Source organism: Aquipuribacter aurantiacus, assembly GCF_051216895.1.
Classification (GTDB): Bacteria; Actinomycetota; Actinomycetes; order Actinomycetales; family JBBAYJ01; genus Aquipuribacter.
In genome coordinates, this window is the sequence record NZ_JBPKAO010000005.1 from 93430 (window position 1) to 108204 (window position 14775).

The following is a 14775-nucleotide window of genomic DNA, read 5'->3' on the forward strand; positions in this document are numbered from 1 at the left end:
CGCTCAGCCCCGCCGCAGCAGCGCCGTGGCGACCGCCGCCGCACCCTCGCCCCGCCCGGTCAGCCCCAGCCCGTCGGTCGTGGTGCCCGAGACCGTCACCGGGGCGCCCACCGCGTCGGACAGCACCTGCTGGGCCTCGGCCCGCCGGCCACCGATCCGCGGTCGGACCGCGATCACCTGCACCGACACGTTCACCACCGACCAGCCGGCCTCGCGGACCAGGCGCGACGTCTCGCCCAGCAGGGCCGCGCCCGAGGCGCCGGACCAGCGCGGGTCCGACGTGCCGAAGACCGCGCCCAGGTCGCCGAGGCCGGCCGCGGCGAGCAGGGCGTCGCAGGCGGCGTGGGCGGCGACGTCACCGTCGGAGTGCCCCGCCAGCCCGACCGGCTCGTCGGGGAAGTGCAGCCCGGCCACGTGGCAGGGGACGCCGTCGGCGAAGGCGTGGACGTCGACGCCGGTGCCGACGCGCAGGTCGACCGGGGCCGCCGGCGGGGGTGACGTCGGCGGCGCCGGCTCGGGGGTCATGGTCACATCACAGCAGGTCGGGTGCCGTCGCGCCCAGGACCTCGGCCAGCAGCAGGTCCTGCGGCACGGTGATCTTGAGCGCGTGGGGGTGCCCCGGCACGACGTGCACGGCGTGCCCCGCCGCCTCGACCATCCCGGCGTCGTCCCCGGCCCCCGGGCCCTCGTCGGCCGGGGTCGCGCCGTGGACCTCGCGCAGCAGGTCGGCGGTGAAGCCCTGCGGCGTCTGCACCTGCACCAGCTGCGCCCGGGGCAGCGTCTCGCGCACGAGCCGCAGCCCCGGCCCGGCGACCTCGTCGGACGACCCGGCGCGGTCGGCCACCCGCTTGATGGTGTCGACCACCGCCAGCCCGGGGACCACGGCGACGACGGGGCCGGCCACTGCGGCCGCCACCTGCTCGACGAGCTCGACGGGGGCCAGGGCGCGAGCGGCGTCGTGGACCAGGACCACCGTCGTCGCCTCGTCCAACCGGGCCAGACCACGGGCGACGGACGCCTGCCGGTTGGCGCCGCCGTCCACCACGGACACCACGGCGGGGTGCCCGTCGGGTCGTTCCCGCTCCAGCAGCGCGGCGACGTCCGAGCCGTGGCCGGCGGGCACGACGACGGCGAGGGACGCCAGCAGGGGCGCGCCGTCCGGGGCGCGGGCCGCCATCAGCCGTCGGAAGGCGTGGACCAGCAGCGTGGTCCCGGCGACCTCGACGAAGGCCTTGGGTCCCGCCGCGCCGAGCCTGGTCCCGGACCCCGCAGCGACGAGGACGCAGCCAACGACCCGGATCATGGGAGCTCCTCGCGTCGACCGGCTCGCGGGCCGGGAGGTCGTGGACCGGCGAACCCACCCCCACCTCGGGGGCCACCGCGGACGCGGGGGGCCTCGGAGGCGAGGGTGGGCTGCGGACGGCCGGTGGGCCGGTGGTTCAGCGGTGACCGCTCAGGACGACAGGACCTCGTCGAGCATGGTCTCCGCGGCGACCTCGTCGGTCTTCTCGCAGAGCGCGAGCTCTGACACGAGGATCTGGCGCGCCTTGGCCAGCATGCGCTTCTCGCCGGCCGACAGACCCTTGTCGCCGTCGCGGCGGTGCAGGTCACGGATGACCTCGGCGACGCGGATCACGTCACCGGACGCGATCTTCTCCTGGTTGGCCTTGAACCGGCGCGACCAGTTGGTCGGCTCCTCGGCCTGCGGCGACCGGAGGACGGAGAAGACCTTGTCCAGCCCCTCCTTGCCGACGGCGTCCCGGACGCCGACGAGGTCGACGTTCTCGGCGGGGACCCTCACCGTCAGGTCGCCCTGAGCGACCTTGAGGACGAGGTACGCCTTCTCCACCCCCTTGATGGTCCGGGTTTCGACGGCTTCGATGAGAGCCGCTCCGTGGTGTGGATAGACGACGGTCTCGCCCACTGCAAACGCCATAGTTTTAGGCCCCTTTCCGAAGCACAGAGTACCACCGTCCGGACGGTCGGTGAAGATCGCATCAGTGCATCGCTGCTGGTCAGCGCCCCAGATGGCTCAGATGGAGGTCTTGACATCGAAGGACCGCGCCGCTACGCGCGCCCGGTCCCGGGCCGATCCTCACGTCCGCGGCGGACGTGACGGGGGTCCCACCGGCGGTGCCCACGACGGGCCGGGCCCGCTGATCGCTAGCATCACGGGGTGACCAGCCTGACCAGCACGACCTCTCGCCCCGGCCGCCGCGCCCTCGCCCCCGTCGCGGCCGCCGTCGCCGCCGGCCTGCTGCTGGGCGGGTGCTCGTTCACCTCCCGTGACCTGACCCTCGAGCCGTACGCGCCCTCCGACGGTCTCCAGGTGGACCTGGGTGAGGTGCTCGTGCGCAACGTGCTCGTGGTGTCCGAGGGCAGCGGCGCCCCCGGTGTCCTCAGCGGGGCGCTGGTCAACCGGGGCGACGAGGACGCCGTCGTGCAGGTGGAGGTCGGCGCGACGCTGGCCGAGGTCGACGTGGCCGCGGGCGAGACCGTCTTCATGGGGCCGTCGGGCGAGCAGGAGGGCGAGCTGGTGCTCGTCGAGGCGGTCGACACGGTGGCGGGGGGCGTCATCGCGGTCGGCTTCACCGACCCGGCCTCGGACTCCGCGACGCTGGAGGTCCCGATCGTCCTGCCGGAGGGCCCCTACGCGGAGATCACCCCGCCGGCCGGGACCGGCGGGGACGAGCCCGGAGCCGCGCCCACCGACTCCTGAGCGCTCAGGTCTCGAACTTGTAGCCCAGCCCGCGCACCGTGACGATGTGCCGCGGGCGGGACGGGTGCGGCTCGACCTTCGACCGCAGCCGCTTGACGTGCACGTCGAGCGTCTTGGTGTCCCCGACGTAGTCCGCCCCCCACACGCGGTCGATGATCTGGCCCCGGGTGAGCACCCGGTCGGCGTTGCGCACGAGCAGCTCGAGCAGCTCGAACTCCTTCAGCGGCAGGGCCACGGCGGCGCCGCCCACCGTGACGACGTGGCGGTCCACGTCCATCCGCACCGGGCCCGCCTCGACGAGCGCCTCGCTGTGGTCGTCCGTGTCCTCCTGACGCCGCAGCACCGCGCGGATCCGGGCGACCAGCTCCCGGACTGAGTACGGCTTGGTGACGTAGTCGTCCGCGCCCAGCTCCAGGCCGACGACCTTGTCGACCTCGCCGTCCTTGGCGGTGAGCATGATGATCGGCACCTTGCTCCGCTGCCGCAGCTGCCGGCACACCTCGGTGCCCGGCGTGCCCGGCAGCATGAGGTCCAGCAGCACCAGGTCGGCGCCGTCGCGGGCGAACGCAGCGAGCCCCTCGTCACCGGTCTCGGCGACCGTGACCTCGTACCCCTCCCGCGTCAGCTGGTAGCTGAGCGCCTCGTGGAACGAGGGCTCGTCCTCGACGACCAGGATGCGGGTCACGCTGCTCCTCCGTGGGGGGCTGGGGCGGGTGGTGCGGGGGTGTCTGCGGGGGGCCGCGAGGACCCTCGACCGCCGGGCGGGTCGCCGTCCGGGGGAGGGGGGGCGGCGTCGGGCAGCCTGAGGGTGAAGGTCGAGCCCTGGCCCGGGCGGCTCCACAGGGTGATGTCGCCCCGGTGCTGCTCCGCGATGTGCTTGACGATCGACAGCCCCAGGCCCGTCCCCCCGGTGGCACGGGAGCGGGCGGGGTCGACGCGGTAGAAGCGCTCGAAGACCCGCTCCTGGTCCCGGACGGGGATCCCGATGCCCCGGTCGGTCACGACCAGGTCCACCCGACCCTCGCGACGGCGGACCGCGCACGACACCCGGGTGCCGGACGGGCTGTACGTGACCGCGTTGACCAGCAGGTTCCTGGCCGCGCTGAGCAGCAGGTCGGGGTCGCCCTCCACCACCCCGCCGGGCCGAACCCCCGCCACCAGCTCGATGCCGGACGCGTCCGCGAGCGGTCGGACCTGGTCGACGGCCTGCAGGGCGATCTCGTCCAGGGGCACCTGCTCGCGGCGCGGTGGCCCGTCGTGCCCCTGCACCCGGGACAGCTCGATGACGCCGATGACCAGCCTGGACAGCCGTGAGCACTCCTGCTGCATCCGCGCGCTGAAGCGACGGACCGCGTCCGGGTCGTCCGCGGCCTCGGTCATGGTCTCGGCCAGGACGCTGATGGCCCCGACGGGGGTCTTGAGCTCGTGGCTGACGTTGACGACGAAGTCCCGGCGCACGGCCTCGACCCGTACGGCCTCGCTGCGGTCCTCGACGTCGAGGAGCACGTTGCCGTCGGCCAGCCTGCTCGCGCGGACCTCGACGTGCATGGCCACGGGGCTGAAGGCCCCCACCTGGACCACCTCGCGGGCCGGGGTCGGGCGACCGTCCGTGGCGGCGAGCGCGGCCGAGGCCGCCGCCCGCAGGGCCGGCTGGCTGACCTCCTCGCCGCGTCGCAGGCCGACCTCGACCGCCTCGCCGGAGACCGCGACCACCCGGAGCCGGGGGTCGACCACGGCCATCGGCCGGCGGACGTGGGGGAGGATCTCACCGGCCGGCGACCGGTCCTGCTCGCCGCGGCCGGCGACCGCCTGGCGGTGGCGACGGGCCCGCCCGGTGCCCGGCAGGGACCAGCCGACGACCGTGCCGACGGCGAGGCCCAGCAGGCACGCGACGACGACGATCAGCACAGACGGGCTGTCCACGGACCCGAACGATACGGGTCGGGGGATCGTCCGCCGTCCGTTCTGCGTCCGGGCGGGACATCGAGGGCGCGATGCACCAGGATGGTGGTCCGTGAGCCGCTTCGACGAGGACCTGGCTTCGCTGACCGCGGGCATGGTCGAGATGACCGGCCTGGCAGCGAGGGCGATCTCGCGTGCCTCGACCGCCCTGCTGGAGGGTGACCTCGAGCTGGCGGAGAGCGTCATCGCCGACGACGAGCGCATCGACGCCTGGCAGTGGAGCCTGGACGACGACATCGTCACGATGATGACCAAGCACGGCGCGCTGGTCGGTGACCTGCGCCGGCTGGTGTCGGGGCTGCGCGTCACGGCCGACCTGGAGCGGATGGGGGACCTGGCCCGCCACCTCGCGCAGGTGACCCGGCTGAAGTACCCGGAGCCCGTCGTGCCCGAGCCGGTGACACGGCACATCGCGCACATGGGCGAGGTGGCCGAGCGGATCGCGTTCAAGACCGGGGACGTGCTGGCCCGCCAGGACGTGCAGCTGGCCCACGAGGTCGACCGGATCGACGACGAGATGGACCGGCTGCACCGCGAGCTGTTCACCGTGATGCTGTCGCCGCGCTGGGAGCAGCCGGTGTCGGTCGCCATCGACGTGACGCTCATCGGCCGGTTCTACGAGCGGTTCGCGGACCACGCGGTGAACGTGGCCAACCAGGTGCTCTACCAGGTGACGGGGCAGGACCCCGACCGCATCAGCGGCCGGGGCCTGCCGCCCGTCTGACGGGCCTGCCGACCGCTCAGCGGCCCTGGTTGGCGACGGCCGCGATCGCGTCGGCCGCCGCGGCCGGGTCCAGGTAGGTCCCGCCCTTCTGCGTCGGGACGAGCTCGCCGTCGACCTCGGTCAGCGTGTACACCAGCGGGATCCCGGTGGGGATGTTGAGCCCGGCGATGGTGGCGTCGTCGATGCCGTCCAGGTGCTTGACGAGCGCGCGCAGCGAGTTGCCGTGCGCGGCCAGGAGCACGACCTTGCCGGCGCGCAGGTCCGGCACCACGTCGGAGGTCCAGTACGGGAGCATCCGGGCCACGACGTCCTTCAGGCACTCGGTGCGGGGCATGTCGTCGCCCAGGTCCGCGTAGCGGGGGTCGTCGGCCTGGGAGTACTCGTCGGCGGCGTCGATGGGCGGGGGCGGGGTGTCGTAGGACCGACGCCAGAGCATGAACTGCTCCTCGCCGAACTCCGCCAGGGTCTGCTTCTTGTCCTTGCCCTGCAGCGCGCCGTAGTGGCGCTCGTTGAGCCGCCAGGACCGCTTGACGGGGATCCAGTGCCGGTCGGCGGCGTCGAGCGCCAGGTGGGCGGTGGTGATCGCCCGCCGCAGCACGGAGGTGTGGACGACGTCGGGCAGGATCCCCGCGTCGGTCAGCAGCGTGCCGCCGCGCGAGGCCTCGGCGGTCCCCTTCTCCGACAGGGGGACGTCCACCCAGCCGGTGAACAGGTTCTTGGCGTTCCACTCGCTCTCGCCGTGGCGGAGCAGGACGAGGGTGTACGTCTGCGTCATGGGGCCGAGTCTGTCAGCCCTGCCCGGCCTCGTCAGGTCCGGTCTCGTCAGGTGCGGTGTCGTCGGGTGCGGTGTCGTCGGGTTCGTCCACCAGGCGCTGGAAGGCGGCCAGGTTGGCGGAGTCCATCCCCCGCTCGGCCCGCCAGCGCGCCTCCCGCCGGATCGAGGACGCGAACCCGAGACGCAGCAGGGAGTCGAACGCGCCGTCGGCGGTGTCCAGGACCGTGCCCATCAGGTCGTCCAGCACCGCCGGGCTCATGGCCGCGGTGGGCAGCCGACCCACCAGGTACACGTCGTCGTCGGGGTCGAGCGCGAAGGCCACGCCCCGCAGCCGGGTGTTGCGCTGCAGCAGCCAGCGCATCACCGCCTCGTGGTTCTCCTCGGCGTGGCGGACCACGAACGCGGACACGCTCACGGTGTGCTCGCCGACGAGCACCGACACCGTCGTGACGAGCCGGTGCTCACCGGGCAGACGGACCACCAGCTCGCCGGGGCGCAGGCCCCGGTCGTGGTCGACCCCGGTGTCGGCCAACCACTCCTGCGCGACGGCCAGGGCGCGGGCCGCGTCGGGTCCCGGGCTCACCCGGAGGCCCGCAGCAGGTCCAGCGCCGGCACGGACGTCGCGGGGCCCGCGACGGGCGCGACCGGCACGACCGGCGCGGGGGAGGGGCCGCCGACGGGGCGCCGGCCGGGTCGCCGGGCGAAGGTCTGCTCGGCCCGGTCGTACTGCTCCAGCATCCGCCGCGCGGTCACCTGCCAGCCGAAGCCGGACGCGTGCTCGACGGCGGCCCGACCCAGGTCGGCTCGTCGCTGCGGGTCTGCCAGCAGCGGGCCGATCGTGTCGGCCCACCGCTGCGGGTCGTGCCCCTGGACCAGGACGCCGGACACCCCGTCCCGGACGGCTGCCCGCAGGCCGCCCACGGCCGCGGCCACCACGGGGGTCCCGCAGGCCTGCGCCTCGAGCGCCACCAGTCCGAAGGACTCGTTGTAGGACGGCACGGTGACCAGGTCCGCCGCCCGGTACCAGTCGGCCAGCTCGGCCCTCGGCACCGGCGGCCGGGTGATGAGGACGTCGTCCAGGCCCAGGGCGGCGGCCTGCTCCAGCAGGGCGGTGGGCCTGGCGAGGCCGGAGCCCGACGGCCCGCCCAGCACCACCACCACCAGCGGGCGGGCCGAGGGGCCGCGGTCGGCCCGCAGCCGGGCCGCGGCCGCGACGAGCACGTCGGGCGCCTTGAGCGGCTGGATCCGGCCGACGAACAGCAGGACGTCCGCGTCGGCCGGCAGCCCCAGCCGCGCCCGGGCGGCTCGTCGGTCGCCCGGGCGGAAGAGCTGCAGGTCCACCCCCGGGGGGACCGTGCCCACGTGGGCGGGGTCGGCGTCGTAGTGGCGCCCCAGGTCGGCGGCCTCGTCGTCGGTGTTGGCCACCAACCGGTCGGCGGCCCGGACCACCTGCTCCTCACCGATGAGGCGACCCCGGGGCTCGGGGACGTCCCCGGTGGCCAGGGCCTCGTTCTTGACCTTGGCCATGGTGTGCATGGTGTGCACCAGCGGGACCCCCCAGCGCTCCGCGAACAGCCACCCCACCTGACCGGAGAGCCAGTAGTGGCTGTGGACCAGGTCGTAGTGCCCGTCGGGGGCCTCGGCCGCGGCCCGCATCAGGCCCGCGGTGAACGCGCAGAGCTGGCCGGGCAGGTCCTCCTTGGCCAGGCCCTCGTAGGGCCCGGCGTCCACGTGCCGGACCTGGACGCCGGGCGCGAGGTCGACCACGTCGGCCTGGGCGCCGGAGGTGCGCCGCGTGAACACCTCGACGGCCACGCCCAGGGCGGCCAGGCGTCGGGACAGCTCCACGACGTAGACGTTCATGCCGCCGGCGTCCCCGGTCCCCGGCTGCTCCAGGGGCGAGGTGTGCACCGACAGCATGAGCACCCGACGACCGGCCCACCGGGACGCGCCCTCGGTGCTGCCGGTGCTGCCGGTGGTGCCGGTGCTGCCGGTGCGGTCGCCACGGGGGGCCGGCTGCGGCCCGTCGAGGTGTGTCGCAGTGCTGCGGCGTGCCCTTCCCACCCGAGGACCGTACGCCCGCCGTGGGGCCACGCGCCCCCCGAGGAGTCCCGGGGCCGTACCCGGGGCCCCGTGCAGTGCGGTCCCGCGTCCCGCCCGGCCCGCGGCTGCCTAGGCTGGACCGGTGCCCGACAGGACCCGTGCGGCGCGGCGACCCGCCGGCCGGATCACCCGGGGCACCACCAACCCCAACCGGCTGCGCCGCTTCGACGGCTGGTTCGTCCGCCGTCACTGGCCGCTGCTGCGGACCGCGCCCGACCCGCTGGTCGTGGACCTGGGCTACGGCCGGGCCCCGGTCACCGTGGTCGAGCTGGCCGCGCGGCTGCGCGTCGTCCGCCCGGACGTGGAGGTGCTCGGCGTCGAGATCGACCCGGAGCGGGTGGCGGCGGCGGCGCCGCTGACCGCGCCCGGTCTCCGGTTCGCCCACGGCGGCTTCGACCTGGCGCCGTTGCAGGGCCGCAGGGCGACCATGGTGCGGGCGTTCAACGTGCTCCGTCAGTACGACGAGCCGGAGGTCGCCGGGGTGTGGCAGCAGCTGGGGGGCTCGCTGGCCCCCGGCGGCCTGCTGGTGGACGGCACCTGCGACGAGCTGGGGCGGCTGGCCTCCTGGGTGGTGCTGGACGCCACCGGCCCGCGCTCGCTGGTGCTGGGGTGGCGCCTCGCCGGGCTGCAGCGACCCGGGCTGGTCGCGGCCCGCCTGCCCAAGGCGCTGATCCACCGCAACGTGCCCGGAGAGCCCGTCCACTCGTTCCTGACGGCGCTGGACGCCGCCTGGGACGGCGCGGCGTCGTTGCAGTCGCTGGGGGCCAGGCAGCGCCTGTCCGCGGCGGCAGCCGGGCTGCTGGCCGAGGGCTGGCCGGTCAGGCGGGACCCGTGGCACTGGCGACGGGGGCTGCTCGAGGTGTCCTGGCGGGCGGTGGCCCCCGCCGGACGGTGACGACGAGCTCGTCCGCGGCCTCGCTGACGTGCTCCACGTCCACGTGCGTCCGGTCCTGCCCCTGCTGGGCCAGCCCCGCCCGGCAGGTCTCGGCGAGCTCCGCCGCCTGGTCCCCGATGACCACCAGGGTCGCCTCGTCGGGCCCGGACAGCCGGACCGTCACCACGCCGCGCTCGAGCTTCTCGACCAGCTCGACCGTGCAACGGCGCACCACGTCGGCCACCTCGGGCGCGTCCGCACCGGCCTCGGTCCCGGAGTCGTCGAGCAGCGTGACGTCCACCCCGCGGGTGCGCGCCGCCCAGAGCGTCTCGCGCACCGCCGGGTCCACCAGGTGCCGGCCGCGGATCCCGTCGCGCAGCGCCGCCTCCAGCAGCCGGCACTCGGTCGCCAGCCGGTCGTCGACGGGGCCGCCGTCGCGCAGGCGCAGCAGGACCGGGGCGGCGATCTGCTCGATCTGGGCGAGCCGGACGCGCCTCTCCTCCTCCGCGGCCCTGGCCCCGGCGGACAGCCGGGCCGCCTCCAGCTGCTCGGCGTGGGCCTGCTCGACCACCTGGCCGTAGTGCCGGACCAGCCGCTGGATGCCGACGGCGACCACCACCGCGGCCGTGGGGGACACCACCCGGTAGATGCCGTCCTCCAGGCCCACGTCGGGGGCCAGGTGGGCCCAGGCGAGCGTGGTGGCGACGCTGATCGCGGTCCCCAGCAGGGCCAGGGCGGGCCAGCCGCGCAGGGCGAGCCCGCTCAGCGGGATCCACACGAATCCCGGGTACCAGAGCGCATAACCGGGACGCCCCGCCGGGAGCACGGCCACGACGGCCACGCCGAGGGCCACGACCGCGACCACCACCCCGACCGCGACCCACAGGCCATGGCGCGGCGGCCAGGGCAGCAGCACCGCCACGACGGACCCCAGCCCGAGCAGCAGGGCCAGCACGTAGAGGGCGGGCATGGTGACCGCACCGATGCTCAGCGCGCCGAGCGCTCCCATCGCCACGACGAATCCGATGATGCCGAGCACCACCACCCGGCCGGGCAGCTGGCCGATCACGAGGCCTCCTCCGGTCGCCAGGTCAGCCGGACCGTCGTGCCCGATCCGGTCGCGGTGACGACGTCCGCGCGGCCGCCGACCCGCGCCATCCGGCCGACGACGGACACCGCCAGGCCCATCCGTTGCGGGGGGACCAACGACGGGTCGAAGCCGACGCCGTCGTCGACCACGACGACCTCGAGCCCGCGGCCGTCGTCGGTGCCGGACACGAACACCCCGATGTCGGGGACCGTGCCGGCGCCGCCGCCGTGGCGGCGGGCGTTGCGGGCGGCCTCCAGGGCTGCGTCGACCAGCGCCCTGGCCGCGTCCGCCGGGACGTCCGGTCCGGGCCGGACGTCCAGGTCGGCGTCCGGCGCGACCGCGCCGAGGCACTCCTGCAGCCGTCGGCCCACCTCGACCGCCGGGACCGGGCGCAGCCCGTCGACCCGGTGGTGCCGGGCGCTGTCGAAGGTCTGCAGCGCCCCATCGGCCAGCCGGGGCAGCTCCCCGGCCCGGGGGTCGCGGACCGCGGTGTGCAGGGCGGCGAGGACGGTGTCGTGGACCACGGCGTCCAGCTCGCGCCGGGTGGCCACGGCGGCCGAGGCGCGGGAGGCGGCCGCGCTGGCCTGGGCCGCGTCGTCGGCGATGGCGTCCAACCGGGCGGCAGCCCGGGAGGAGCCCACCACCAGGACGGCGGGACCCACGGCGAGCGTGAGCAGCAGGAACGCCTCGAGCACGGCGACCGGGACCGACGTGGACCCGCCGATCGGCTGGAGCCGCAGCAGGCCGTAGACCACTCCCACCGTGGCGCCGTAGACCGTGCTGAGCGCCACCGAGCCCACCGTGGCCAGCACCGCCAGCGTGAGCGGGAGCACCAGCCACAGCCACGGCAGCCCCTGGTCGGCCCCCTCGACGTCCACCACCCCGGGCGGCCACAGCAGCAGGCAGAGGGCGACCCCGGCGGCCAGGGCCACCGACGGCAGCCGGACGTCCGTCGTCCGCCACGACGCGAGCACCAGCCAGACGGCCGGCCCGCCCACCACGAGCAGGGCGAGCAGGTTCCACCACAGCGCCAGCAGGGGCTGCTGGTCCACGGCGGACGCCACCCAGGCCGGCGCGGTGAGCACGACCAGGAGCCCGGCGAGCCGCTGGGTCATGCGGCGCACGGCCACGGTGCCCGGCCGGGCCGATGAGGTCATGGCGTCCGGTCCTGCGGCACGGCCGCCAGGCCGGGGGTGCTGACGTAGCCGTCCTCGACGGCCCGGTGGTAGAGGTCGAGCTTGGTGGTGGCGGGGCGGTCGACGTCGGCGTACTTGCGCCGCACCCGCAGCAGGTACTCCCGGAAGGAGCCCAACGAGATCTCCATCCGCCTGGCCGCGGACTTCATGGGCAGACCGCTGGCGTAGAGCGAGAGCGCCTCGGCCTCGCGCTCGGACAGCGCGGGCCGGCTGTCCCCGCGGGCCGCGTCGAGGGTGGCGGCCCACTCGGTCGTGAGCAGGGGGAGCCCGGCGGCCACGTCGCGGATGGCGTCCAGGAGCGCAGGGGTGTCCTGGCCCTTGTGGACCACGCCGAGCGCCCCGGCGACGAGCGCCTCACGCAGCAGGCCGGCGTCGGTCAGGCTGGAGTAGACGAGCACGTCCATGCCCGCCGCGACCAGGCGCTTCACGTTGCCGGCGGGGCGTGAGCCGTCGGCCAGGTGCAGGTCGAGCAGCACGACGTCGACCGCCGGGTGCACCAGCAGCTCGTCGACCGTCCCCACCGTGGTGACCACCAGGACGTGCGGGCTCTCGGCGAGCATCGCCGCGACGCCCCGTCGCACGGGTACGTGGTCGTCGACGGCCGCGACCCGGACCGGGCCGTCGGCATCGCTGCCACGCGCCATGGGTCTCCTCCTGCTGATCGGCTCGGGCCAGCCTGCCAGGGACCGCCCGCGTCCACCCGGCGACCGGCCGTCACCGCCGGTGACAAGTAAGGGCGGTACCCGAGGCTCTCGCCCTGGATACCGCCCTTGCTTCCCCTTGCCCCTGCCTGCCGGCTGGTAGGTCAAGAGTACGACGATGTCGCAGCGAGCAACACCGGTCCGACGACCGGATCGTGTCCTCTCTTTTGCGGACGCGCAGCCCAGAGCATGTCGAAGGAGTTGTCATGGTGTGTCGATGACAAGGGTGACCGGACCGTCGTTGACCAGGTGCACCCGCATGTCCGCCCCGAAGGAGCCCGTGGGCACCGCGACGCCCCGGTCGCGGAGCGCTACCGCGAGCGCGTCGACGAGTGGTTCGGCCACCCGGGACGGCGCCGCGGCCGACCAGGTGGGGCGTCGGCCCTTGCGCACGTCTCCGTGCAGGGTGAACTGGCTGACCAGCAGCACGCCTGCGCCGGCGTCCAGCACCGACCGCTCGTCCCGCATCACCCGCAGGCCCGCGACCTTGTCGGCGAGCCAGGCGACCTGCGTGGGGCCGTCGTCGTGCCCGACACCCACCAGCAGGACCAGCCCGGGGCCGGTGAGCTCGCCGACCCGCCGGACCGAGGGCGGGCCCTCGTCCGAGCCGGGGTCGACGACGTCGACGTGGGCGCGCTCGACCCGTTGCAGGACGGCGCGCACTCAGTAGCCCCCGTACGGCCCCCGGCTCGGTCCGCCGCCGTACGTCCTGACGGCCGGCCGGACGTCGGCCAGGTAGACCCCGGCGGCGACGACGGACAGGATCACGAGCAGGCTGACCCCGCGGCCGATCGACACGAAGGCCAGCGCGAGGGCGACGCCCAGCAGGATCGACCAGAACGTCTTGGTCTTCTTGCTCGCGTACTCGAACGCCGCCGCCGGGCGGCGCAGGGCGTCGACGAACGAGTAGGCCGTCAGCGCGAACGCGGCCAGGGTGAGCACGAGCATCACGATGCTCTGGGCGGAGTCGATGACGGGCACGGACCCAGAGTAGGTCAGCGGGCACGACCAAGGGCCCCGGCACCTGGGGGTCCCCCTGGTCGGGGGGGCCGCCCGGGTGGTGCCGGGGCCCTTCGGTGGGACGGGTGGGTCAGCTGCCGATCTTGTCCGCGCCGTCCTGGACGGCGTCGGTCGCCGCGTCGGCGGCCTTGGTCGTGGCCGTGGTCGCGGCCTTGACGGTGGACTGCGCGGTGGCGGTCCGCTCCGCGGCGGCCTTGCGGGCGTTGGTCGCGGCGGCCTTGGCCGGGGCGGCGGCGGCGCGGGCGGCCGTCGCCTTGCGGGGGCTGGTCGCGGAGGACTTGCGGGCGGTGGCCTTGCGGGTGGTGCCCGTGCCGGTCGAGCTCGTCGTTGCGGCCGCCGTCTTCGTGGCGCCGGTCTTCTTGGTGGCCTTGGTGGCCTTGGTGGCCTTGGTGGTGCCCGAGGTGGTCCCACGCGTGGTGGTGGTGCTCGCGGCCGTCTTCTTGGCGGTGCGCTTCGCGGTGGTCGTGCGGGCGGTGCCGGTGGTGGCGCGGGTGGTGGTGCGGGTGCCGCGGCGGGCCTCGGCGGAACCGCGCGAGGCGACGTCCTGGGCGGTGTCGGCCGCGTCGGCCGCGAGGGTGGCGGCGCGGGCGGCGGCCGTGGCGGTCCCGGCGGCGGCGGTGCTGGAGGCGGCGCCGCGGACGGTGGTCACGGCGGCCTTGGTGCGGCTGACCGCGACCTGGCTGCGACGGACCAGCTCGTCGGTGGCCTTCTGGCCGCGGATCCGACGGGCGACGTCCTTGCCGCGGGCGGCGAGGTCGTCGTAGGACTTCTCGGCCCGGCCGGCCAGGTCCAGCGCGGTGCTGACGGCGGCGGTGGGCAGCGACTGCAGCTGCTCGACGGCCTTGGTGGGCAGGGTGCGGACGTCGACGTCCTTGGCCTGGGCGCCGCGGAGGCGGGCCACGACGAGGTCGGTGGCGCCGAGCGCGGCGTAGGCGCCGGACGTGGCGGCGTCGACGACGAGGTTGCGGGAGCCGGTGGTGTCGGCCTTGCGGGTGGTGGTGGTGGTCATGGGGTCCTCCTGGTGCTGGTGTGGTGGTCTCTGTCGGTGTCCGTCGGGTGGTCGCGGTCGGCCGTGGCCGCCGCGACGAAGCTGGCGTAGACGTCGAGGAGCGCCCGTTTCTGGCGCTCGTCGAGGTGGGGGTCGGTGGCGATGGCGGCGGGCACGTCGCTCGCGCCGACCTCGTCGAGCAGCCCGGCCCGGACGTACAGGGCCTCGGCGGAGATGCGGAGGCCCTTGGCGATCTGCTGCAGGACCTCGGCGGAGGGTCGGCGCAGGCCGCGCTCGACCTGGCTGAGGTAGGGGTTGCTGACCCCGGCGACCTCGGCGAGCTGCCGCAGCGACATGCGTGCCTGCTGCCGCTGCTCGCGCAGGAACCCGCCCAGGTCCTCGACCTTGGTGCGAGCGCCGTCGACCGCGCCGCCGACCGATCCGGCCACCGTGCCGGCCATGGTGCCCGCGACCGATCCGGCCGCTGCTCCTGCCCGCTCGGCCTTGCCGGGGCGACCCGGGTCGGCGCTGCTCTCGTCACTCACATGACCAGTGTGCAAGCAAAGTGCTAACAATTGCAAGCGAAACGCTGGTGGCGCTGGTCACACGGACCGGCCCGCCCG

At 75.1% G+C, this 14775-nt stretch carries 18 protein-coding genes; 3 read left to right on the forward strand and 15 right to left on the reverse strand.

The features are described 5' to 3' along the window. Positions 1-3: 3 nt before the first annotated feature. The 3 genes from ispF to ACR80Q_RS08670 form a co-directional block, all read right to left on the reverse strand. Positions 4-525: a 2-C-methyl-D-erythritol 2,4-cyclodiphosphate synthase gene (gene ispF / locus ACR80Q_RS08660; RefSeq protein WP_435377198.1), complete on the reverse strand. Its 522-nt coding sequence runs from the start codon at positions 523-525 to the stop codon at positions 4-6. 7 nt (positions 526-532) lie between these two features. Beyond that, positions 533-1303 (reverse strand): IspD/TarI family cytidylyltransferase, encoded by a 771-nt coding sequence (locus ACR80Q_RS08665; protein WP_435377199.1) that lies wholly within the window; start codon positions 1301-1303, stop codon positions 533-535. Positions 1304-1453: 150 nt separating this feature from the next. Continuing rightward, a complete protein-coding gene (locus ACR80Q_RS08670; RefSeq protein WP_380165248.1) occupies positions 1454-1936 on the reverse strand; it encodes a CarD family transcriptional regulator in 483 nt (160 codons plus the stop codon). 240 nt (positions 1937-2176) lie between these two features. Here ACR80Q_RS08670 and ACR80Q_RS08675 point away from each other — a divergent pair, with 240 nt between their 5' ends. Continuing rightward, on the forward strand, positions 2177-2719 hold the full coding sequence (locus tag ACR80Q_RS08675; protein WP_435377200.1) for a hypothetical protein: 543 nt from the start codon (positions 2177-2179) through the stop codon (positions 2717-2719). A 4-nt stretch (positions 2720-2723) separates the two neighbouring features. Here ACR80Q_RS08675 and ACR80Q_RS08680 read toward each other — a convergent pair whose 3' ends face one another. Continuing rightward, a complete protein-coding gene (locus ACR80Q_RS08680; protein ID WP_435377201.1) occupies positions 2724-3404 on the reverse strand; it encodes a winged helix-turn-helix domain-containing protein in 681 nt (226 codons plus the stop codon). Next, on the reverse strand, positions 3401-4642 hold the full coding sequence (locus ACR80Q_RS08685) for a sensor histidine kinase (RefSeq protein WP_435377202.1): 1242 nt from the start codon (positions 4640-4642) through the stop codon (positions 3401-3403). The genes ACR80Q_RS08680 and ACR80Q_RS08685 overlap by 4 nt, the downstream gene beginning before the upstream one ends. A gap of 91 nt (positions 4643-4733) precedes the next feature. Here ACR80Q_RS08685 and phoU point away from each other — a divergent pair, with 91 nt between their 5' ends. Next, positions 4734-5405 carry a phosphate signaling complex protein PhoU gene (gene phoU, locus ACR80Q_RS08690; protein ID WP_435377203.1) on the forward strand — a complete coding sequence of 224 codons (672 nt, stop codon included), beginning with the start codon at positions 4734-4736 and terminating at the stop codon, positions 5403-5405. Between the two features lie 16 nt (positions 5406-5421). Here phoU and ACR80Q_RS08695 read toward each other — a convergent pair whose 3' ends face one another. From ACR80Q_RS08695 to mshA, 3 genes are read right to left on the reverse strand one after another with little or no spacing between them, the layout of a single operon-like run. Then, a complete protein-coding gene (locus tag ACR80Q_RS08695) occupies positions 5422-6180 on the reverse strand; it encodes a phosphoglyceromutase (RefSeq protein ID WP_435377204.1) in 759 nt (252 codons plus the stop codon). A gap of 13 nt (positions 6181-6193) precedes the next feature. After that, entirely contained in the window at positions 6194-6763 is a 570-nt protein-coding gene (locus ACR80Q_RS08700; RefSeq protein WP_435377205.1) for a type III secretion system chaperone family protein, read from the reverse strand. After that, positions 6760-8100, reverse strand: coding sequence for a D-inositol-3-phosphate glycosyltransferase (mshA, locus tag ACR80Q_RS08705; RefSeq protein WP_435377406.1), 1341 nt, complete (start codon positions 8098-8100; stop codon positions 6760-6762). Before mshA ends, ACR80Q_RS08700 begins: the two co-directional genes overlap by 4 nt. A gap of 265 nt (positions 8101-8365) precedes the next feature. Between mshA and ACR80Q_RS08710 the strand changes: the two genes are divergently transcribed. Continuing rightward, positions 8366-9178, forward strand: a complete 813-nt coding sequence (locus ACR80Q_RS08710; protein WP_435377206.1) for a class I SAM-dependent methyltransferase — start codon at positions 8366-8368, stop codon at positions 9176-9178. Here ACR80Q_RS08710 and ACR80Q_RS08715 read toward each other — a convergent pair. From ACR80Q_RS08715 to ACR80Q_RS08745, 7 genes are all read right to left on the reverse strand, one after another. Next, on the reverse strand, positions 9102-10226 hold the full coding sequence (locus tag ACR80Q_RS08715) for a hypothetical protein (RefSeq protein ID WP_435377207.1): 1125 nt from the start codon (positions 10224-10226) through the stop codon (positions 9102-9104). The two genes, ACR80Q_RS08710 and ACR80Q_RS08715, sit on opposite strands and share 77 nt — an antisense overlap. Then, positions 10223-11404, reverse strand: coding sequence for an ATP-binding protein (locus ACR80Q_RS08720; protein ID WP_435377208.1), 1182 nt, complete (start codon positions 11402-11404; stop codon positions 10223-10225). The genes ACR80Q_RS08715 and ACR80Q_RS08720 overlap by 4 nt, the downstream gene beginning before the upstream one ends. Further along, complete coding sequence (locus ACR80Q_RS08725; protein ID WP_435377209.1) at positions 11401-12087, reverse strand: response regulator; 687 nt, start codon at positions 12085-12087, stop codon at positions 11401-11403. Before ACR80Q_RS08725 ends, ACR80Q_RS08720 begins: the two co-directional genes overlap by 4 nt. Before the next feature lie 261 nt (positions 12088-12348). Beyond that, entirely contained in the window at positions 12349-12807 is a 459-nt protein-coding gene (gene dtd, locus ACR80Q_RS08730) for a D-aminoacyl-tRNA deacylase (RefSeq protein ID WP_435377210.1), read from the reverse strand. Then, positions 12808-13125, reverse strand: coding sequence for a DUF2516 family protein (locus tag ACR80Q_RS08735; RefSeq protein WP_435377211.1), 318 nt, complete (start codon positions 13123-13125; stop codon positions 12808-12810). It abuts the gene before it with no gap. A gap of 109 nt (positions 13126-13234) precedes the next feature. Beyond that, positions 13235-14173, reverse strand: a complete 939-nt coding sequence (locus ACR80Q_RS08740; RefSeq protein ID WP_435377212.1) for a hypothetical protein — start codon at positions 14171-14173, stop codon at positions 13235-13237. Then, positions 14170-14697: a helix-turn-helix domain-containing protein gene (locus ACR80Q_RS08745; RefSeq protein WP_435377213.1), complete on the reverse strand. Its 528-nt coding sequence runs from the start codon at positions 14695-14697 to the stop codon at positions 14170-14172. The genes ACR80Q_RS08740 and ACR80Q_RS08745 overlap by 4 nt, the downstream gene beginning before the upstream one ends. Positions 14698-14775: the final 78 nt, after the last annotated feature.